Source organism: Novosphingobium sp. UBA6272, from assembly GCF_002440635.1.
Taxonomy (GTDB): domain Bacteria; phylum Pseudomonadota; class Alphaproteobacteria; order Sphingomonadales; family Sphingomonadaceae; genus Novosphingobium.
The window spans coordinates 40,240-58,243 of the sequence record NZ_DJUW01000002.1 but is presented as its reverse complement, the minus strand read 5'-3'; the positions used below and the strand labels follow the sequence as shown (position 1 = coordinate 58,243).

The 18,004-nt window shown below is 64.3% G+C and carries 23 protein-coding genes and 1 tRNA gene; 13 read left to right on the top strand and 11 right to left on the bottom strand.

Features of this window, described 5'->3' with window-relative positions; all coding sequences use genetic code 11:
- Positions 1-3: 3 nt before the first annotated feature.
- From B2V17_RS00940 to B2V17_RS00920, 5 genes are read right to left on the bottom strand one after another with little or no spacing between them, the layout of a single operon-like run.
- On the bottom strand, positions 4-504 hold the full coding sequence (locus B2V17_RS00940) for a dihydrofolate reductase (RefSeq protein ID WP_292994237.1): 501 nt from the start codon (positions 502-504) through the stop codon (positions 4-6).
- Entirely contained in the window at positions 501-1,562 is a 1,062-nt protein-coding gene (locus B2V17_RS00935; protein ID WP_292994235.1) for a 5-(carboxyamino)imidazole ribonucleotide synthase, read from the bottom strand. Before B2V17_RS00935 ends, B2V17_RS00940 begins: the two co-directional genes overlap by 4 nt.
- 8 nt (positions 1,563-1,570) lie before the next feature.
- The gene (purE, locus tag B2V17_RS00930) at positions 1,571-2,050 is read right to left on the bottom strand and encodes a 5-(carboxyamino)imidazole ribonucleotide mutase (RefSeq protein WP_292994233.1); all 480 of its coding nucleotides are present in this window, start codon (positions 2,048-2,050) and stop codon (positions 1,571-1,573) included.
- Between the two features lies 1 nt (position 2,051).
- Positions 2,052-2,738, bottom strand: coding sequence for a 2,3-diphosphoglycerate-dependent phosphoglycerate mutase (gene gpmA, locus B2V17_RS00925; RefSeq protein WP_292994231.1), 687 nt, complete (start codon positions 2,736-2,738; stop codon positions 2,052-2,054).
- A 33-nt stretch (positions 2,739-2,771) separates the two neighbouring features.
- On the bottom strand, positions 2,772-2,915 hold the full coding sequence (locus tag B2V17_RS00920) for a hypothetical protein (protein ID WP_292994229.1): 144 nt from the start codon (positions 2,913-2,915) through the stop codon (positions 2,772-2,774).
- Positions 2,916-3,027: 112 nt separating this feature from the next.
- On the opposite strand from B2V17_RS00920, the gene B2V17_RS00915 reads away from it, so the two are divergent.
- Positions 3,028-3,102: transfer RNA gene (locus B2V17_RS00915), tRNA-Thr, on the top strand.
- Positions 3,103-3,122: 20 nt separating this feature from the next.
- Here B2V17_RS00915 and B2V17_RS00910 read toward each other — a convergent pair.
- The gene (locus B2V17_RS00910) at positions 3,123-4,016 is read right to left on the bottom strand and encodes an ROK family protein (RefSeq protein ID WP_292994227.1); all 894 of its coding nucleotides are present in this window, start codon (positions 4,014-4,016) and stop codon (positions 3,123-3,125) included.
- A gap of 161 nt (positions 4,017-4,177) precedes the next feature.
- Positions 4,178-4,756 carry a PAS domain-containing protein gene (locus B2V17_RS00905; RefSeq protein WP_292994225.1) on the bottom strand — a complete coding sequence of 193 codons (579 nt, stop codon included), beginning with the start codon at positions 4,754-4,756 and terminating at the stop codon, positions 4,178-4,180.
- Between the two features lie 151 nt (positions 4,757-4,907).
- Here B2V17_RS00905 and folE point away from each other — a divergent pair, with 151 nt between their 5' ends.
- Complete coding sequence (folE, locus tag B2V17_RS00900) at positions 4,908-5,522, top strand: GTP cyclohydrolase I FolE (RefSeq protein ID WP_292994223.1); 615 nt, start codon at positions 4,908-4,910, stop codon at positions 5,520-5,522.
- Between the two features lie 17 nt (positions 5,523-5,539).
- Positions 5,540-6,502 (top strand): NAD(P)/FAD-dependent oxidoreductase, encoded by a 963-nt coding sequence (locus B2V17_RS00895; RefSeq protein WP_292994221.1) that lies wholly within the window; start codon positions 5,540-5,542, stop codon positions 6,500-6,502.
- A 32-nt stretch (positions 6,503-6,534) separates the two neighbouring features.
- On the opposite strand, the gene B2V17_RS00890 is transcribed toward B2V17_RS00895, so the two are convergent.
- Positions 6,535-6,903 carry a TrbC/VirB2 family protein gene (locus tag B2V17_RS00890; protein ID WP_292994219.1) on the bottom strand — a complete coding sequence of 123 codons (369 nt, stop codon included), beginning with the start codon at positions 6,901-6,903 and terminating at the stop codon, positions 6,535-6,537.
- 147 nt (positions 6,904-7,050) lie between these two features.
- Here B2V17_RS00890 and B2V17_RS00885 point away from each other — a divergent pair, with 147 nt between their 5' ends.
- The 8 genes from B2V17_RS00885 to virB11 all read left to right on the top strand — a co-directional run bounded on the left by B2V17_RS00885 (position 7,051) and on the right by virB11 (position 14,749).
- Positions 7,051-7,368, top strand: coding sequence for a TrbC/VirB2 family protein (locus B2V17_RS00885; protein ID WP_292994217.1), 318 nt, complete (start codon positions 7,051-7,053; stop codon positions 7,366-7,368).
- 54 nt (positions 7,369-7,422) lie between these two features.
- On the top strand, positions 7,423-7,656 hold the full coding sequence (locus B2V17_RS00880; RefSeq protein WP_292994746.1) for a type IV secretion system protein VirB3: 234 nt from the start codon (positions 7,423-7,425) through the stop codon (positions 7,654-7,656).
- Positions 7,635-10,010 carry a VirB4 family type IV secretion/conjugal transfer ATPase gene (locus B2V17_RS00875; protein WP_292994215.1) on the top strand — a complete coding sequence of 792 codons (2,376 nt, stop codon included), beginning with the start codon at positions 7,635-7,637 and terminating at the stop codon, positions 10,008-10,010. Before B2V17_RS00880 ends, B2V17_RS00875 begins: the two co-directional genes overlap by 22 nt.
- Positions 10,007-11,224 carry a type IV secretion system protein gene (locus B2V17_RS00870; protein WP_292994213.1) on the top strand — a complete coding sequence of 406 codons (1,218 nt, stop codon included), beginning with the start codon at positions 10,007-10,009 and terminating at the stop codon, positions 11,222-11,224. The genes B2V17_RS00875 and B2V17_RS00870 overlap by 4 nt, the downstream gene beginning before the upstream one ends.
- Complete coding sequence (locus tag B2V17_RS00865) at positions 11,225-12,034, top strand: virB8 family protein (RefSeq protein ID WP_292994211.1); 810 nt, start codon at positions 11,225-11,227, stop codon at positions 12,032-12,034.
- Between the two features lie 23 nt (positions 12,035-12,057).
- On the top strand, positions 12,058-12,741 hold the full coding sequence (locus B2V17_RS00860; protein ID WP_292994209.1) for a TrbG/VirB9 family P-type conjugative transfer protein: 684 nt from the start codon (positions 12,058-12,060) through the stop codon (positions 12,739-12,741).
- A 398-nt stretch (positions 12,742-13,139) separates the two neighbouring features.
- Positions 13,140-13,781, top strand: a complete 642-nt coding sequence (locus tag B2V17_RS00855; RefSeq protein WP_292994207.1) for a TrbI/VirB10 family protein — start codon at positions 13,140-13,142, stop codon at positions 13,779-13,781.
- Between the two features lie 2 nt (positions 13,782-13,783).
- Positions 13,784-14,749, top strand: a complete 966-nt coding sequence (gene virB11, locus B2V17_RS00850) for a P-type DNA transfer ATPase VirB11 (protein WP_324474678.1) — start codon at positions 13,784-13,786, stop codon at positions 14,747-14,749.
- Between the two features lie 12 nt (positions 14,750-14,761).
- Here the strand turns inward: virB11 and B2V17_RS00845 are convergent, their stop codons facing one another.
- Positions 14,762-14,890, bottom strand: coding sequence for a hypothetical protein (locus B2V17_RS00845; protein ID WP_292994205.1), 129 nt, complete (start codon positions 14,888-14,890; stop codon positions 14,762-14,764).
- Positions 14,891-14,988: 98 nt separating this feature from the next.
- Positions 14,989-15,285: a GNAT family N-acetyltransferase gene (locus tag B2V17_RS00840; RefSeq protein WP_292994203.1), complete on the bottom strand. Its 297-nt coding sequence runs from the start codon at positions 15,283-15,285 to the stop codon at positions 14,989-14,991.
- A gap of 50 nt (positions 15,286-15,335) precedes the next feature.
- On the opposite strand from B2V17_RS00840, the gene B2V17_RS00835 reads away from it, so the two are divergent.
- Together B2V17_RS00835 and B2V17_RS00830 are read left to right on the top strand one after the other, a co-directional pair.
- Positions 15,336-16,331, top strand: coding sequence for a threonine aldolase family protein (locus tag B2V17_RS00835; RefSeq protein ID WP_292994201.1), 996 nt, complete (start codon positions 15,336-15,338; stop codon positions 16,329-16,331).
- A complete protein-coding gene (locus B2V17_RS00830) occupies positions 16,328-17,224 on the top strand; it encodes a DMT family transporter (RefSeq protein WP_292994199.1) in 897 nt (298 codons plus the stop codon). The genes B2V17_RS00835 and B2V17_RS00830 overlap by 4 nt, the downstream gene beginning before the upstream one ends.
- Here the strand turns inward: B2V17_RS00830 and B2V17_RS00825 are convergent.
- Positions 17,195-17,989, bottom strand: a complete 795-nt coding sequence (locus B2V17_RS00825; protein WP_292994198.1) for an SDR family NAD(P)-dependent oxidoreductase — start codon at positions 17,987-17,989, stop codon at positions 17,195-17,197. The two genes, B2V17_RS00830 and B2V17_RS00825, sit on opposite strands and share 30 nt — an antisense overlap.
- Between the last annotated feature and the right edge of the window lie 15 nt (positions 17,990-18,004).

The following is an 18,004-nucleotide window of genomic DNA, read 5'->3' as shown; positions in this document are numbered from 1 at the left end:
CCCTCAGTCCGTCCCCGGTTTACGCAGCAGCGTGACGAAATCAAACCCCGGGTTGCGGCCATCGGCCGGATGGTGCTCGCGGAAGGTCTCGGTCCATTCGCTGCGGTCAAACGCGGGAAAGCGGGTATCGCCTTCGGGTGAGGCATGGACCTCGGTCAGCTCGATCCGATCGGCCAGCGGCAGGGCCTCGGCATAGATCTGTGCGCCGCCGAACACCACGATGTGCGGGGCATTGGCCATTTGCAACGCCGCTTCCAGCGAAGCGGCCCGCTCGGTCCCCTCGGCTTCCCAGGCGGCGTCGCGGGTGATCACGATGTGGCGGCGGCCGGGGAGGATTCCGGGGAGCGAATCGAAGGTCTTGCGGCCCATCACCAGCGGCTTGCCCATGGTCAGCGCCTTGACCCGGCGGAAGTCGGCCGAAATGTGCCAGGGCATCCCGCCGTTCGCCCCGATCACGCCGTTGTCGGCGACGGCAACCACCAGCACGATCTCGGGATGGTTCATGGGGTGAAGATCAGCCTGGTGACATGGCCCATCTTGCGGCCGGGGCGGGCGGCGCCCTTGCCGTAGAGGTGCAGGTGATTGGCCGGATCGGCCAGCACCGCGGCCCAGTCCTCAGCCGCCTCGCCGATCACGTTGCGCATCTCGACCCGGCTGGCGGCGAGCCGGGTATCGCCCAGCGGCAGGCCGCAGATCGCGCGGATGTGGTTTTCGAACTGGCTGGTGACCGCGCCTTCGATGGTCCAGTGTCCGGAATTGTGGACCCGCGGGGCCATCTCGTTGAACACCGGGCCCTGATGGGTGGCGAAGAATTCGAACGCTGCGACCCCGACATAGTCCAGCGCAGCGGCGACCTTGCCGGCCAGCGCCCGCGCTTCCTCGACCTGGGCAAGGACCTCGGCACTGGCGGGGGCGGTCGACCGGGCCAGAATCCCGCCTTCGTGGACGTTCTCGGCGCTGTCCCAGAACTTCACCGTTCCGTCCTGCCCGCGGGCCAGGATCACGCTGAATTCGGCAAAGAACTGGACGAAGCCTTCGTAGATCAGCGGCTGGGCGCCCAGAGATATCCCTTCGACCTCATGGTCATAGTTGATCCGCCACTGGCCCTTGCCGTCATAGCCTTCGCGCCGGGTCTTGAGGATCCCCGGCGATCCGATCCGGACCAGCGCCTGGTCAAGATCCTCGCGGGTATCGACCGCCATGTAGGGCGCGGTGCGGCCGCCGAGCTGCTCGACGAATTCCTTCTCGTTCAGCCGGTCCTGCGCCACTTCCAGCGCCCGCGCATTGGGGTGGAGCGGCACTGGGCCCAGTGCCTTCAGCGGGCCGACCGGCACATTCTCGAACTCATAGGTGATCACCGCGCAATCGGCGGCGAATGCGGCCATGCTGGCGGCATCGTCCCAGTGCGCGCAGGTGAAGCGGGCGCAGACTTCGGCCGCGACCGAATCCGCTTCAGGCGCATAAACATGGACGCGGTAGCCCAGCTGCGCCGCCGCCTTGGCCAACATTCGGCCAAGCTGGCCGCCGCCCAGAATGCCGATCGTTTCACCCGGAGGGATCATCGCGCCGGTCAGCTCGGCCGCTCGGCCACGCCGGCGCTCTGCGCGGCGCGAAAGGCCTTGAGCCGCTCGGTCAGCGCTTCATCGGTGGTGGCGAGGATCGCGGCGGCGAGCAGCCCGGCGTTGGTTGCTCCGGGCTCTCCGATCGCCAGGGTGCCGACCGGGATCCCTGCGGGCATCTGCACGATCGAGAGCAGGCTGTCCTGCCCCGAAAGCGCCTTGGACTGGACCGGGACGCCCAGCACCGGCAGGTGCGTCATGCTGGCGACCATGCCCGGCAGGTGCGCGGCGCCGCCGGCACCGGCAATGATTACCTTGAAGCCTTCGGCTGCGGCACCCTCGGCAAATTCGACCAGGCGCTGCGGGGTGCGATGAGCCGAGACGATCCGGGCATCATAGCCGACCCCCAGCTTGTCGAGCGCGTCGGCGGCGCACTTCATCGTCGCCCAGTCCGACTGGCTGCCCATGACGATTGCAACGGGTGCGCTCATGCTAACGCTCCGACAAGTAGTAGCGCTCCAGCGCGTTGAGGCTCTCGTCCAGCTCGTAGACGATCGGCTGGCCGGTCGGAATCTCCAGCCCGGTGATCTCGGCATCGGAGATCCCGGACAGGTGCTTGACCAACGCACGCAGCGAATTGCCGTGCGCCGAAACCAGCACGACTTCGCCGGCGCGCAGGGCCGGGGCGATTTCCGCGTCGTAGTAAGGCAGGACCCGGGCGATCGTGTCCTTCAGGCTTTCAGTGCTGGGGATTGCGATCCCGGCATAGCGCGGGTCGGAGCGCAGATCGAATTCCGATCCGTCTTCCAGCACTGGCGGCGGAGTATCAAAGCTACGGCGCCAGATCTTGACCTGTTCGTCGCCGTGCCGGGCCGCAGTCTCGGCCTTGTCGAGCCCGGTCAGGCCGCCATAGTGCCGCTCGTTGAGCCGCCAGTCCTTGGTTTCCGGGATCCACAGCCGTCCGGCCGCTTCCAGCGCGAAATGCAGCGTGCGGATTGCGCGAGTCTGTAACGAGGTGAAAGCCACGCTGGGCAGCATGTCCTTGGCCTTGAGCAAGGCCCCGGCGGCGCGGGCCTCGTCCTCACCCTTGGCGGTCAGGTCGACATCCCACCAGCCGGTAAAGCGGTTTTCCAGGTTCCACTGGCTCTGGCCATGGCGAACAAGGATCAGGCGCGGCACGGTTAGCTCCCCCGGTTTCAGGATGCTTGGCCCCTAGCTGTTCGATTCGCCTTTGGGAAGCTGCGCCTGCTCACCGCGCGCCAGATTCCGTGCCTGTTCCTTGCGGCGGCGCAGGTTCTCGCGCAGCTTGGCGGCCAGGCGGTCCTCGCGGGACAGGGGGGCATCGTCTTCACGCATCGGCAATCTCTCGGCGCTATCACGCCTCGTGCTTGACAAAGCAAGGGCGCGCAGCCAATAGCGCGCCCCTGCCCGGACGGCCCAGCCGTTCATGGGCCCTCTGGAATGGTGTGCTGCTGTAGCTCAGTGGTAGAGCGCATCCTTGGTAAGGCTGAGGTCGGGAGTTCAATCCTCCCCAGCAGCACCATTCCACTTCCGCAGTGCGGCCTAGGCCAGCGCCTTGCGGCCCAGCGCGATTGCACCGGTGATCCCGGCCTCGTCACCAAGGCCCGGCGGAACGATGTAGCTTTCCAGCCCCGGATCGAGCTGCGGGGCCTGGATATAGCCCGCCAGCCGCGCCTCGGTCGCCTTGCGCAGCGCCGGGATCAGTCCGGGGGTCTTCATCACCCCGCCGCCGAATATCAGCCGGTCGGGCATGTGCAGCAGGATCAGGCTGACCGCCAGTTGCGAGACATAGCCGGCGATCAGTTCGATCTTGTCGGCCGGGCTGGCCAGCTTGGATAGGCTGGTGCCCCAGCGCCGTTCGATCGCCGGTCCTGCGGCCAGTCCTTCAAGGCAGTCGCCGTGATAGGGGCAGAATCCGTCAAAGGGATCGAGGCTGCGGTCATGCGGCACCGGGATGTGCCCGCTCTCGAAGTGCGAAAAGCCCATCAGCGATTGGCCGTCGCGCAGCACTCCGGTGCCGATCCCGGTGCCTACCGTGGTATAGGCCAGCGTCCGGCAGCCTTGCCCAGCGCCCTGTTCCCACTCACCCAATGCGGCGCCGTTGACGTCGGTATCGACCACGATCGGCGCGCCGAACCGGCCCAGGGCATCGCGGTAGCTTGCGCCAGCCCAACCCGGCTTCGGTGTGGTGGTGAAGGTGCCGTAACCGGGCGAGCCCGGATCGATATCGATCGGCCCGAAGCTGCCCACGCCGAAGGCCGCAATCGGGCCGTGGGCGGCTGCAGCCTGCTCAAAGAATGCGGCAACTTCGGGGAAGCATTCCGCCGGAGTGCGGGTCGCGATCCGGGTTTCGGCGAGTACGCCTCCGTCTTCCCGCGCCAGGGCCAGCACGAACTTGGTTCCGCCGGCCTCTATCGCGCCAATCAGCCGCTGCATTGCATCTCTCCGTTTGGTTCTGGCTGGCACTGATCCCAACTTGGCGGCGAAACCGCAATCCTTTGCATACGAATTTTGCAGCGGGCAGATTTCATCCGCGAGGCAGCGGAAAAGACTGCCCGTTCAGGCCGGTCGCGCGGGCCGCAAGCCTCAGCTTTGGATCAGAGCCCGGCCTCGATCGCGATCCGGATCGCTTCGGCGACGGTGCGAACTTCCAGCGCGCGGAGCATTGCGGCGCGGTGCATCTTGATGGTCCGCTCGGTCAGATCAAGTTCCCAGGCGATCTGCTTGTTGAGCCGGCCCTTGGCCAAAGCCTCTAGGATCTGCCGCTGGCGGCGGCTGAGCGCCTCAACCCGCGCGCGGGCCTGCTCGTGGCGGCTGGCCCCGCTGTCATCGATCGCCATCTGCGAACCGAGGAAATAGGAAAGATCACCCTTCTCGTCGAACAGCGGCGCGATCATCACCGCGTTGCGAAAGGCGCTGCCATCCTTGCGGTAGTTGATCAGCTCGACCATCACCGGGCGGCTCTCCGCCACGGCTTCGCGCAGCATCGCGGTCTGCTCCGGCTCGGTCCGCTCGCCGCGCAGGAACCGGCAATTGCGGCCGAGGATTTCCTCGCGCGAATAGCCGGTCAGCTGCATGAAGGCTTCATTGCAGGCGACGATCGGATTGTCCGCCTGGCGCGGGTCGCTGACCACGGCGGCGACCTTGCTTGCAGCAATAAGGGATTCAGGTGTCATCGGCACTCCGGCATTTCCCCCAACCACTACCCGTATGGGCATATCGCAGAACCTGAAGCGAAAACATAGATGGAACCTGCCGGTCGTCGCAACGCCCATCCCCCCTCCCGTCGGCGGCCGGCAAGTTTTCTCCAGCACAGGGGTTTACCCGATGAACGTCATGCACGGCCAATTCGTGCCAGCTGCGGCTGACAGCAAACCCCCGGTTCCGGCCGAGGTCCAGGAAGCGGTACGAACCCTGCTGCGCTGGGCCGGTGACGATCCGGAGCGCGAAGGGCTGATTGACACACCGGCACGGGTCGGGCGGGCCTGGCGCGAATACTGCGCTGGCTATGCCGAGGATCCTGCCGTTCACCTGCAACGCACCTTCGAGGAAGTGGCCGGTTATGACGAGGTCGTGCTGCTGCGCGACATTCCGTTCCATTCGCATTGCGAGCACCACCTCGCCCCGATCGTCGGTACGGCCTCGATCGCCTACCTGCCGACCGACCGCGTCGTCGGCATTTCCAAGTTGGCCCGGGTGCTGCACGGCTATGCCCGGCGCCTGCAGATTCAGGAGCGGCTGACCTCAGAGATCGCCCAGTGCATCTGGGATCATCTGAGTCCGCTGGGCGTTGCCGTGGTGATCAAGGCCCAGCACGGCTGCATGACCGGCCGGGGCGTTCGAACCCACGGGGTCGATATGGTCACCAGCAAGGTGCTCGGCTGCTTTCGTGACGATCCCAGCAGCCGCAAGGAAGTGCTCTCGCTGATGGGCCACGGCTAGGCCGAAAGTGCAGATCGATGCGGGTTGCAGTAGTAGGAGCCGGGGTTGCCGGACTGTCCTGTGCGACAGGTCTGAGAGCCCGTGGGATCGAGTCCGTGTTATTCGACAAAGGCAAGCGTCCGGGTGGCAGGTTATCAACCCTGCGAATTGAGGACTGGAGCTGGGATTTTGGCGCACAGTTTCTGACTGCGGGCCAAGGTGCATTTGCCGTGCAGGTCGAAGACTGGCGGCGCGCCGGGTTGCTGGCCCCATGGCAAGGAGGCCCTGCTGGTTCGCTTGTCGGGGTGCCGGCCATGGCCAGCTTGATCGAGGCGCAATGCGCTGGGCATGCGGTGCGCTTTGGCGCCTTGGTCCAGCGGATCGAAAGCGACGGGCTGAGCTGGTTTGTGTCCGGCCCGGGCCTGTGCGAGGGGCCGTTTGCAGCATTGATACTTGCGGTCCCGGCTGAACAGGCGGCACCTTTGCTGTCGCTGCATGACCTTGTCCTGGCGCGCGAGCTGGCCGCGACGCGATCCAAGCCGTGCTGGTCGGTGATGGCCGGGTTTGACCAGCCCTTGCAGGGATTGCCCGATCATTTCGCAGGCATTGGTCCGATCGCCTGGGCCGCGCGAAACAATTCCAAGCCCGCGCGCGCGCGCGGTGAAGCCTGGGTGATCCAAGCCGGGGCGGAATGGTCGCAACGAAATCTCGAATGCAATCAAGAAGCAGTCGCGCAGCGACTGCTTGATCTGTTCGGGAGCCAAATCGGCATCGACCTGCCAGCACCAAATTTCATCAAGGCGCATCGTTGGCGGTTTGCCTTGGCATACGGTCAGGTCGGCAAGGTTTTGTGGAATGATAACTTGTCGCTGGGAGCCTGCGGCGATTGGTGCCTTCCCGGTCAAATCGAGTCGGCCTGGCAATCGGGGGCCGATCTGGCCGACCGGGTCGCTGCCTCGCTACTGGCGCAAGCGCCCGATCGTGTCAGTTTGCGCGGTTGACCGCCAGGCAAGCGCCAATCCAGCGGGATCGGTTAGTTGCCTTGGGGTACCGATGCTCCGGCATAGGGATCAAAGGCTGGGGGCGCAGTAACCGCCGGTGGCGGTGGCGTTATAGTCAAGGCCACAGGAGCCGGACGGGATCCGCCCGTTTCCCCCGCCAGGTTCAACAACCCTCTGGCAATGACCGGCGCTCCGAACAAAATGAAGCAGCCCAGCACCAGCAAGGCGCCGCGCCGCATGGCCAGACGTCCGCTCAGCATGCCAAGCCCGAACCAGGCGACGGCAATCACTGCCAGGCTGGTTCCAATTGGTCCGATCAGCAAGCGTTCCATCCAGCCCGCGGCAGCGAAGGGTGCACTGCCGGATTGAATCAGGACAAGAGCGTTTGGCACCTGCATCATTGCGCGATCATTGCCAGATAAGGCGGCCAATGCAATGGTCCAGCCGCGCGTGTCTGTTTTCTCGTCTATTCAGGGCGAAGACTATGGCAAGCCAGCCCAGTTCATGCCAGACATGGCATTCCCGTCGCGATTCCATTTGGAGGGAGTATGATTTTGGGCCGTCGGCTTATTGTTTCATTTTATGCACTTGCCGGACTCTTTGCCGTACCGGGAAGAGCCTTGGCTGCGGTTGCTCCCGATCCTGAAGGATCGGGCCCGATTATCGGTGCGCTGAATTGGTTGCAAGGCACCCTGCTTGGTACGGTGGCGACCGTCGCGGCAGTAATCGCAATAGCTTCGGTTGGGTTCATGATGCTTACCGGCAGGATTGACTGGCGGCGTGGGGCGATCGTAATCCTGGGCTGTTTCATTTTGTTTGGCGCGGCCAGCATAGTTGCCGGCATCCGTGCCTCGGCCGGAGGTTGAAGCTTGGCCGGGCTTAACCACAATTCCGTTTTTGTAGCGCTGACCCGGCCGCAGATGTTCGGCGGGGTAACCTATAGCTATTTTGTGTTCAATGCGATCCTCGCTGCAGAGGTTTTCCTGATCTTCAAGAGCTTCTGGGCGCTGGCAATTGCCGCCTTGGTCCATGGAGTCGGCATGGTCGCCTGTTTGCGCGAGCCACGCTTCTTTGATCTGTGGATCGCCAGGGTCAGCCGCTGTCCTCGCGTCAAAAACTATCGGTTGTGGGGATGCAACTCTTACCGGCCCTGACCAATGATCCGCGCGTGATAGGGCGTGAGCAAACCGCAGGAAAACACCTGCCGTTCGCGCGCCACGTCGACGATGTGACGATCGAGACCCGCGACGGGCTGCTGTTTCAGACCGTGCGTCTTGGCGGCCTGCTGTTCGAGACCGCCGACACCGATGAAATCAACTATCGCGCCGAGCTGCGTGACGCGACGCTTAAGGCCGTGGGATCATCACGGTTTGCGATCTATCACCATGTCATCCGCCGCAAGGCAGAAGTAACGCTGGATTCCCGATTCCAGGACGAGTTCTCCCGGCATCTTGATGCACGCTGGCGCGAGCGGCTGGCTGCACGCGAGATGTATGTCAACGAGCTGTTCCTGACCATCGTGCGCCGCCCGTTGCAGGGCCGGGTCGGGTTGCTCGACTGGTTGCGCGGCTTGGCTGCGCGCACGGCGGCTGATCGAGCCGCCAATTTCGCCCAAGAGAAACGCGCGCTCGATGCGGCCAGCGATGCGGTGATGGCCGCGCTCGGCGCCTATCGGCCGCGGCTGCTGTCGGTCTATCAGGGCGAGGATGGTTACTGCAGCGAGTCGCTTGAGTTTCTGTCCTACCTTTTCAACGGTGAGATGCGTCCAGTCCTGCTGCCGCATGGCGACTTGGGCGAACACCTCCCTTTCCGCAGAGCCAGCTTTGGTGCCGAGGCTTACGAGTTGGGGGCTGCGGGGCCGTGCAAGCGCCGGTTCGGGGCACTCGTTTCGATCAAGGACTATCCGTCCGAAACGCTGCCCGGCATGTTCGACGAACTTTACCGGATGCCGTTCGAGATGACGGTGTCGCAAAGTTTTGCTTTTGTCGAACGGGCAGAAGCGCTCAACCGGATGAACCTTGTTTTGCGACGGATGCGCTCTGCCGAGGACGAGGCGCTGTCGCTACGCGACGAGCTGACCCGCGCCAAGGACGACGTTGCCGCAGGACGCGCCGGATTCGGCGAGCACCACACCACCATCGCGGTTCATGCCGACAGCATCGAGGCGCTTAACGGCCAGGTTGCCGAGGTTGTCGCGGCGCTCGCCGATTTGGGGATCGTCGCGGTTCGCGAGGATATCGCGCTGGAACCGGCATTCTGGGCGCAGTTTCCCGGCAATTTTCGCTATATCGCGCGCAAAGGGCTAGTTTCGACCGCGAATTTCGCGGGGCTTGCTTCGCTGCACAATTTCCCGGTTGGGCAGGCTCGCGGCAATCATTGGGGCGATGCGGTCACCCTGTTTGAAACCACGGCGGCGGGACCCTATTTCTTCAACTTCCACCAGAACGATCTGGGCAATTTCACGGTGATCGGCCCGTCGGGTTCGGGCAAGACGGTGGTGCTCAATTTCCTGCTGGCCCAGGCCCGCAAGTTCGCCCCGCGGATCGTGTTTTTCGACAAGGACCGCGGCGCCGAATTGTTCATCCGTGCAGTTGGCGGACAGTACGATCGGCTTCGGCCGGGCGAGCCATCGGGGCTGAATCCGCTGCAGATGGACGATCACCCGACCAACCGCCAGTTCCTGATCGACTGGTTGGTGCTTTTGGCCGGCGGGGCAGATCCGGGCGAGCTGGAGCTGATCAAGGACGCGGTCGATGCCAATTTCGCCCAACCCCGCCCGCTCCGCCGACTGAGCCATCTGGTCCAGCTGCTGCGCGGTGCGACCCGTCCCAAGGCCGGCGATCTCTATGCCCGGATGCGACCGTGGTGGGGCGAGGGCGAACGGGCCTGGTTGTTCGACAACGCGGAAGACCTGACCGATCTGACGGCATCGACCGTTGGCTTCGACATGACCGCGCTGCTCGACGATCCGGCCGTGCGGACCCCGGCGCTGTTCTACTTTTTCCACCGGGTCGAGGACCGGCTTGACGGCACGCCATCGATCATCGTCGTCGACGAAGGCTGGAAGGCGCTCGACGACGAAGTTTTCGTGCGGCGGATCAAGGATTGGGAAAAGACTATCCGCAAGCGCAACGGGATCGTCGGTTTTGCGACCCAGAGCGCGCAGGACGCGCTGGAAAGCAAGATCGCCAGCGCGATCGTCGAGCAGGCCGCGACCCAGATCTTCATGATCAATCCCAAGGCTCGGGCCGAAGATTATGTCGATGGATTTGGACTGACCCCGCACGAGTATGAACTGGTCCGGACGCTTCCGGATTCGTCGCACTGTTTCTTGATCAAGCACGGCAATGAGAGCGTTGTGGCGCGGCTCAATCTTTCGGGCGAAAAGGATCTGCTGACGATCCTGTCGGGCCGTGAGGCGACAGTGCGGTTGTTCGATGAGCTTTCGGCAGGTACCGGCCTAGATCCGACCGCTTGGATGAAGCCGCTGCTGGAGCGTGCGCCATGAGCTGCGCTCCGGTTCAGTCGGGCAGCAATTTCCTCGGCGGCATGCTCGCCCAGGTTGATTGTCAGGCCAAGGCAATAGGTGCGTACGGCTATGGCGCGCTGGCCGACCCCAATTCACCGGTTGCAGCGCTACTGCTTGCTGCGTTGACCTTGTTCATTGCCCTGTTCGGATTGCGGCTGATGTTTGGCGAGGCTCCGGGCGGGCGTGATCTGATCGGCAACCTGATCAAGGTTGGGATCGTGCTAACCCTGGCAAGCAGTTGGCCCGCTTGGCGGACATTGGCTTACAACGCGGTTCTTGACGGGCCGAGCCAGATTGCCTCCCAGATTGGACTCAGTGCGGGTCTTCCTGGCAACCATGGCGACTTGAACTATCGGCTCGACAATGCAGACCAGGGGATCGTGGCACTGACGGCTTGGGGAACGGGCCGCATGACCGGAGGGGTTGTTGGCCAGTCCGACCAGGGGGATATCTCGCGCGGCATTGCGCTGGCCGACCGCACCGGCTTCGCCTGGGGCCGGATTGCATTCCTGGTCGGCACGATTGGTCCGATTGCGATCGTTCGCCTGGTTGCCGGGATCTTGCTCGCTTTGGCGCCCTTAATGGCCGCTTTGCTGTTGTTTGGCGGAACCCGCGATATCTTCTTCGGCTGGTTGCGAGGGCTGGGCGCCTGCGCTCTCGGTGCCCTAGTGCTTTCGCTTCTTTACGGGGTCGAGCTGAGTATTCTTGAAGGTTGGCTTGCCAATGCCTTGGCCCAGCGCGATGCCAATGTCCTGGTTCCTGCGGTGCCAACCGAGCTAACCGTGATTGCATTGGCATTCGCTGCCGTCGCTTGGGGTGGGCTGGCGCTTGCGGTGCGGGTCGTATTCTTCGCCGCGCCCGGATGGCAACAGGCAGCTGAAGCAGCAGGCGTTTCGATTCAGGGCGATTCCAAGCAGGTTTTTGCACAGGCGGGACCATCGCTCGCCATGGCAACGACACTGCCGCGCGCGCAACAAGTGGCGGACGCAGTCTCGCAAACCATGCAGCGTGAAGAACGAATGGCGGAACGGGCCAGAAGGATCGGTGATGGATTTCTCGGCGCAAAGAGTTCCAATCAAGGGCCGGCCCCTGCTGCGCAATCGGGCGTGGCTCGGGTCGAGGTGCTCGGCAACTCTTACCGCCGCAACAGCCGCCGTTCGTCATCTGCCGCTGCGAGAAGGGACAATTCCTGAATGAACAAGCCCGAAGATCCGGCGCTGGTCGACTATTATCGGGCCGCTGAAAGCTGGGCCGAGGATCGATACGAGGGTGATCGCCGCTCTCGCCGCTTGGCCTGGATTTTGGCCGGGGTGGCATCTGCTATCGCTCTGTTCGAAGCATTGGCCCTGGTCTTGTTGATCCCGCTCAAGCAAGTCGAACCCTATGCGGTCATGGTCGATCGCCAGACCGGTTTCGTCCAGCCGCTTAACCTGACCAAGGGCCAGGCGATCAATCCGGATCAGGCGCTGATTCATTCGATGCTGGCCCAGTATGTCACCAACCGCGAAGGCTTCAATGCTGCTGCGCTGCAGGACAGCTACAAGAAGGTTGCCTTGTGGTCGACAGGCGAAGCCCGCAGTCAATACATCGCCGCAATGCAGACTTCGAACCCGACCAGTCCGCTTGCCACCTTGCCTCGTACGACTGTGATAACGGCTGAAATCCGTTCGATTTCGCCGCTTGGCCCAGATACGGCGCTGGTTCGTTTTGCCACCATGCGCAATGATCAGGGCGGGCTTCCGGCGCAGCAGGGAATCTGGGCCGCAGTTATCAAATACCGTTTTTCGGCCGCAGGCATGAGTGCAGAGAGCCGCCTGATCAATCCGCTGGGCTTTCAGGTTAGTTCTTATTCGAAGTCGGCCGAGATCCCGCCTAGCCCGGTTCCCGAAGCGCCCCTTGATCAAGCGGTTCCGCTCCAGCCAGTTAATCCGATGCCTGCACCGGCGTCTCCTTCAAGCGGAGCACCTGGCAGGCCTGGCCCGTCGCGAGGTCCCGAAAGGTGAGGCGCTTCGCCATCATCTTCGCCTTGCTCGCCGCGCCGCTGGGAGCCCTGCCGGCCCGCCCGCTTGATTCGGATTCGCGCCTTGAAACGGTCGAATGGCGCGAGGGTGCCGTTATTCCGATGCGGACCACCCTGGGCGGTGCACTCACTGTGATCTTTGCGCCGGGTGAGATTGTCCAGAGCGTCGTGGTGGGCGATTCCCAAGCTATTCAGGTCTTGGTGGCACCGCAAGCGGACTCGCTTGTGCTCAGGACCCAGCAGGCACCGCGCAATGATCTGGTGGACGTGCGAACCCACTTGCGCAGCTACCGATTCCGCCTGTTGGTTGGGCCAGCCAACGACGTAGTCTATGCCGTTCGGTTCAGCATTGCTTCGGCGGGGCCGAGCGGACTTTCTGCGCCAGCCGGAGACGCTCCGCTGGCAATGCCCCCCGAGGCAACCAACCGCTACTCCCTCAAAGGCTTGGCAAGTTTGCGCCCGCTGCAGGTCAGCGATGATGGGTTGCGAACCTACATAGAATGGGCACCAGACCAGACCCTCCCGGCGGTATTTGCGCTGAATGCATTGGGAGACGAGGAAACCGTTGATTCCTACATGCGCAATGGCCTGATGGTGATCGACAGGGTCTATCCGCGCCTGGTTTTCCGAATCGGAAAATTCAAAGCTCAAGCCGAACGCCAGGTTGCGAAAAAACGGAGGCTTGAATGAGCCAACCCAAGCTCGATCCGCCCGAACCGGGCATCGCTCGACCGCTGGTGGCAGGACACACGTCCAACCGCGGAGTATGGGTGTTTGCCGCGGGAGTGGCGCTGGCGGCAACAATGTTGTTCGCAGCGTTGGAGTCACGCCGATCGGATCGTGACATCGACCCGTTGAAACCAAAGCAAATGCAAGGCGATGGCATGATTGTGCCACCGCCTCCCCTGGCGCTGGACGATCCAGCGATGTTGCAGTCTGACAGATTGGCGGCGGCCCCGTGGCCCGAACAACCCAGAATCATGGTTGGGCCCCCGCCGGGTGAACCTCGACGGCCATCGCGAAGCCCGCAAGTGATTTATGCCCCTGGCCCGCCTGTTTTCCAGCCGCCTCCTCAACCTGGGCCGGTAATGACCGATCCGGTCTACCAGGGTCCGCCGGCTGTCGCTGCGCCAGCACCTGAGCCAAGCTCAAATTCGCCTGATCGGGTAAAAGCGGCGCGCTTTTCAAATCCCGGCATGACCATTCCACAAGGCGCGGTAATCCAGGCGGTCCTCGAAACAGCATTGGATTCGACGCGCCCCGGAGCCGCCCGCGCGATCGTTTCTCGCGATGTACGAAGCTTTGATGGGACGCGCGTCCTGGTCCCACGTGGCAGCCGCCTGTATGGTGAATACAAAGCCGACCTCGCCATTGGCGAGAATCGCGCCATGATTCAATGGACCCGGTTGATGCGGCCCGACGGCGTAGTCATTGCGCTCGATTCACCATCCGCCGACCCCTTGGGTCGGGCCGGTGTCAAGGGCAAGGTCAACACGCACTTTCTGGCCCGCTTCGGAAACGCGCTACTCCAGTCAATTCTTGATTTCGGGGTAAGCTATGGATCCAGCAAAGCGGCAGGCGGAACCGTAGTATTGGGACTCCCCGGCAGTTCTGTGAAGATCAACCCGACCCAAACCGAAGTTTTCGAGCCCACGCTGCGGGTTGCCCAGGGCAGCCCGGTATCGGTGTTCGTCGCCCGTGACCTCGATTTCAGCGACGTCGAACGCTGACCGTGCTGGCCCAGCATCTCTATCTCGACAGCTACCTTGCCCCGCTCGCGCAGTGGCTGGGCCGTGACGATGTTACCGACATCTATATCAACCGCCCCGGCGAAGTTTGGGCCGAAACGCTGGGCGGCGGGATCGAGCGGCACGAAACGCCCGGCCTCGATCGCACCGCGCTGCTTCGCCTGGCCCGGCAGATCGCCGCCGCCAATGCCCAGGGGATCAACCGCGAAAGCCCGCTGCTCGCGGCCAGCCTGCCCGACGGCTCGCGGGTCCAGGTGGTGCTGCCCCCGGCCACCCGCGGCGAAGTGGCGATCGCAATCCGCCGTCATGTGGTGCAGGATCTTGACCTCGAATCCTATCGCGGCGCTGCCGAAGGCCTGCGGATCGAACCGCTCGGCACCTCTGGCCGGTTCGGGGTGGGGCACCGCGGCGATCCAATTGCCTTCCTGCGCCATGCGGTACGGGATCGGCGCAATATCCTGGTTTCTGGCGGCACCTCCACCGGCAAGACCACTTTCCTCAACACCCTGCTGCGCGAAGTGCCGCAGCGTGAGCGGCTGATCCTGATCGAGGATGCTGCCGAACTGCAGCTGCGGCATGAAAATGCAGTCGGCCTGATCGCGGCGCGTGGCAACCAGGGCGAGGCCGAGGTCAACGCGGATGACCTGCTGATCGCGGCGCTGCGGATGCGGCCCGACCGGATCATTCTGGGCGAAATCCGCGGGGCTGAGGCGATCACCTTCCTGCGCGCTGTCAATACCGGCCACCCCGGATCGCTTAGCACGATCCACGCCGATAGCCCCGAGCGGGCGATCGACCAGCTCGCCTTGCTGGTGCTGCAGGCCGGCAGCCGGCTCAGCTGGGATGATGTGGTGCGCTATATCGCGCGCTCGATCGACGTGATCGTCCAGCTCGACCGGTCAGAGGGCGTGCGCCGAATTGCCCAGCTGCGGATTACGCAGCCAGAATAATGCAGCGAAAATTCAATGCGACCAGCGATCATCCACGGGATGACTGCTGAGCTGGCGTTTCACACTGCGGCCTTTGTCGGTGGTCTGGGTCCAGACCATCACGGCAGCGGCGATCGCGAAGGCATACAGAACATAGCGCATGGATCGTTCCCTTGACCGATCCCCTGGTCGAGGGCGAATTTGCGCTGCGGGAGTGAACGGCGCGTGACGGGCTGTGGTAACCCGGAATTAGCCATGTTTCAGCTGGTGCCGAGCAGATCGCCCCATTCGGGATGCAGGGCAAAGGCGGCGGCGACGTAGGAACATTGCGGCTCGATCAGGAAACCCTCGGCCCGGGCATCGGCGACCAGCGCCTCGACGAGCCTGGCCGCGACCCCGCGCCCGCCGATTTCCGGCGGGACCAGCGTATGTTCGGCCACCCTGGCATGGCCGTTCGCCACCCAGGTCAGCCGTCCGATTGCACTGCTGCCCGCCACATGGGCGTGATATTCGCCGGCCTTGCCGCCGCCGTGACGGGTAATTGTGACCTGATCCATCGGGTTCTCCTGCTTGACGCGCGGGCCGGGCCGCATAAGGCAAGATGGTGATGCAGTTCCTATCCGACAATGCCGCTGCCGTGCACCCCAAGCTGTGGGAAGCGATGCGCGCCGCCGATGCGCCGCAGCCGCCCTATGATAACGACGGCCTGAGTCTGGCGCTCGACGCGGTTTTTGCCGATCTGTTCGGCCGGCCCTGCACGGTGCTGTGGGTGGCGACGGGGACGGCGGCGAACAGCCTGGCGCTCGCCAGCATGGTCCCGCCGCACGGCGGAGTGATCTGCCACCGCGAGGCGCACATCGAAACCGACGAGTGCGGCGCGCCTGGGTTCTACACCCACGGTGCCAAGCTGCTGCTGGCCGATGGCGAGGGCGCGAAGCTCAGTCCCGCTGCGATCGACGCGGTGATGGCGGGTATCCGCAAAGACGTGCATCAGGTCCAGCCGCAGGCCGTTTCGGTTACCCAGGCCAGTGAATACGGACGTTGCTACAGCCCCGCGGAAATGGCGTCGGTTGCGGCGGCGGCCCATGCCCACGGGCTGGCGCTCCTTGTCGACGGGGCGCGTTTTGCCAATGCGGTGGCCTTCCTCGGCTGTGAGCCCTGGCAGGCCTGCGAGGGCGCGGCCGCGCTCAGCTTCGGTTGCGTCAAGAATGGCGGGATGAGCGCTGAGGCGCTGATCTTCTTCGACGAAGGGCTGGCGGATCTGGCCCGACTGCGGCGCAAGCGGGCCGGACACCTCCAATCGAAGGGCCGGTTCCTCGCGGCACAATTGCTCGCGATGGCGGAGGACGGGCTGTGGCTGGAAAATGCCCGCGCCGCCAATGCCGCCGCTGCCGAGCTGGCGGGTGCCGCTGCCGATCGGCTGCTCCACCCGGTCGAGGCCAATGAGGTGTTCCTGAAGCTGTCTTCGGCTGAGCGCGAGGCGCTGCGCGGCCAGGGTTTCTCGTTCTATGATTGGGGCCCTGATGCGGCGCGGCTGGTCACGGCCTGGAACAGCGATCCCGCGCACGTTGCCAAGCTGGCCAGCGCGATCCGCCAGCTGTGAGCGGACAGACCGCGCCTACTCCGCGCTCGATCGCGGTCTTCATCCTGCTCGCGCTGGTCTGGGGCTCGACCTGGCTGGTGATCAAGGACCAGATCAGCCTTGTTCCGCCGGCCTGGTCAGTGGTCTGGCGTTTCGTTCTGGCGGCCGCGGCGATGGCGGCCCTGGCCTTGCTGCGCGGCAAGCGGATGCGGCTGAGCGGCCGCGAACAGGCCTTGGCCGCGGCGATGGGGCTGTTCCAGTTCAGCCTCAACTTCCAGCTGATCTACCGCTCGGAGCACTACCTCACTTCGGGACTTGTCGCGGTGGTTTTTGCCCTGATGATCGTTCCCAATGCCGTGCTGGGCCGGCTGGTGCTGGGCAATCCGATGAGCGGGCGCTTTCTGGCCGGTTCGGGAATCGCGCTGGCCGGAATCGCCATGCTGATGATCCACGAATACCGGATCGCGCCGCCCGACGGCGGGGTCCTGACCGGGACCCTGCTCGTGACACTGGCAATCCTTTCGGTCTCGGTCGGCAATCTGCTCCAGGCCACACCGACCGCGCGCGGGGTGCCGGTGGTGGCGCTGATGGCCTGGGGGATGATCTGGGGCACCGGGCTCAGCGCGGCCTATGCCTTGTTTTTTATCGGCCTGCCGCAGTTCGATCCGCGTCCTGGCTACATCGCCGGGATTGCCTATCTCGGTCTGGCCGGGTCGGCACTGACGTTTCCGCTCTATTCGCAGCTGATCCGCGACTGGGGCCCGGGCCGTGCGGCCTACAACAGCGTGGCCGTGCCAGTTGTGGCGATGGCGCTCTCAACCGTGTTCGAAGGTTATCGCTGGACCGCGCTTGCTGCGGGCGGCGCGGCGCTGGCGATGTCCGGGCTATTGATCGCGCTGTCGGGCCGCAAATAGCGCGGCGAGCCCGTCGCGGTAAGTCGGATAGATTGGCCGCCAGCCCAGCACCCGCTTGGCCCTGCGGTTCGCAACCCGGCGATTCTCGTCATAAAAGGCGCGGGCCATGGGCGAGAGGCTGGCGTCATCCATCGCCTGCAATGGCGGCGGCTCGCGCCGCAGCAGGCGGCAGGCCTCATCGACCACGGCGTTCTGGCTGCACGGCAGGTCATCTGCGAGGTTGTAGGCTCCTGCGGGAGCGTCGAGCGCCTTGAGGCAGCCCGAGACGATATCGTCAACATGGACCCGGCTGAAGATCTGATCGGCAAGATCGATTCGGTGGGCTGCCCCAGATTCGACCCGTTCCAGCGCCGAGCGCCCGGGGCCGTAGATTCCTGGCAGCCGCAGCACCTGCGCGCCGCGCGCCAGCCATTCGCGGTCGGCCTCTGCCCGGGCAGTGCGGCGGCCTGTGCCAGTCGGGGCGGTTTCATCGACCCAGGCCCCGCCGGTATCGCCATAGACCCCGGTCGAGGAGAGATAGATCAGGCTCTTGCCGTTCAGCGCGTCGCCATAGGCATCGAGCACTGGATCGCAGCCGGTTCCCTCGGGCGGGACCGAAGACAGCACGTGGCTGCTATCCGCCAGCGCCATGCGTACCGATCCCGAATCGTCGAACCGCAGCGTTCCCGACCGCCCGGTTGAGACGACTTCCCAGCCGGCCCGTTCGAGCGCCAAGGCGGCGCGGGCGGCGGTATAGCCCAGTCCGAAGATGAAAATGCGGTGCATTGCCCTGCTCCATAG

Coding starts and splice junctions, on each gene's coding strand:
- B2V17_RS00880 (WP_292994746.1), top strand. CDS start 7,423: ATGTTCGGCGGGGTAACCTATAGCTATTTTGTGTTCAATGCGATCCTC.
- B2V17_RS00840 (WP_292994203.1), bottom strand. CDS start 15,285: ATGGATCAGGTCACAATTACCCGTCACGGCGGCGGCAAGGCCGGCGAA.
- B2V17_RS00940 (WP_292994237.1), bottom strand. CDS start 504: ATGAACCATCCCGAGATCGTGCTGGTGGTTGCCGTCGCCGACAACGGC.
- B2V17_RS00905 (WP_292994225.1), bottom strand. CDS start 4,756: ATGACACCTGAATCCCTTATTGCTGCAAGCAAGGTCGCCGCCGTGGTC.
- B2V17_RS00890 (WP_292994219.1), bottom strand. CDS start 6,903: ATGATGCAGGTGCCAAACGCTCTTGTCCTGATTCAATCCGGCAGTGCA.
- B2V17_RS00845 (WP_292994205.1), bottom strand. CDS start 14,890: ATGCGCTATGTTCTGTATGCCTTCGCGATCGCCGCTGCCGTGATGGTC.
- B2V17_RS00935 (WP_292994235.1), bottom strand. CDS start 1,562: ATGATCCCTCCGGGTGAAACGATCGGCATTCTGGGCGGCGGCCAGCTT.
- B2V17_RS00895 (WP_292994221.1), top strand. CDS start 5,540: ATGCGGGTTGCAGTAGTAGGAGCCGGGGTTGCCGGACTGTCCTGTGCG.
- B2V17_RS00885 (WP_292994217.1), top strand. CDS start 7,051: ATGATTTTGGGCCGTCGGCTTATTGTTTCATTTTATGCACTTGCCGGA.
- folE (WP_292994223.1), top strand. CDS start 4,908: ATGAACGTCATGCACGGCCAATTCGTGCCAGCTGCGGCTGACAGCAAA.
- B2V17_RS00910 (WP_292994227.1), bottom strand. CDS start 4,016: ATGCAGCGGCTGATTGGCGCGATAGAGGCCGGCGGAACCAAGTTCGTG.
- purE (WP_292994233.1), bottom strand. CDS start 2,050: ATGAGCGCACCCGTTGCAATCGTCATGGGCAGCCAGTCGGACTGGGCG.
- B2V17_RS00870 (WP_292994213.1), top strand. CDS start 10,007: ATGAGCTGCGCTCCGGTTCAGTCGGGCAGCAATTTCCTCGGCGGCATG.
- B2V17_RS00920 (WP_292994229.1), bottom strand. CDS start 2,915: ATGCGTGAAGACGATGCCCCCCTGTCCCGCGAGGACCGCCTGGCCGCC.
- B2V17_RS00835 (WP_292994201.1), top strand. CDS start 15,336: ATGCAGTTCCTATCCGACAATGCCGCTGCCGTGCACCCCAAGCTGTGG.
- B2V17_RS00865 (WP_292994211.1), top strand. CDS start 11,225: ATGAACAAGCCCGAAGATCCGGCGCTGGTCGACTATTATCGGGCCGCT.
- B2V17_RS00875 (WP_292994215.1), top strand. CDS start 7,635: ATGCAACTCTTACCGGCCCTGACCAATGATCCGCGCGTGATAGGGCGT.
- B2V17_RS00855 (WP_292994207.1), top strand. CDS start 13,140: ATGACCGATCCGGTCTACCAGGGTCCGCCGGCTGTCGCTGCGCCAGCA.
- B2V17_RS00825 (WP_292994198.1), bottom strand. CDS start 17,989: ATGCACCGCATTTTCATCTTCGGACTGGGCTATACCGCCGCCCGCGCC.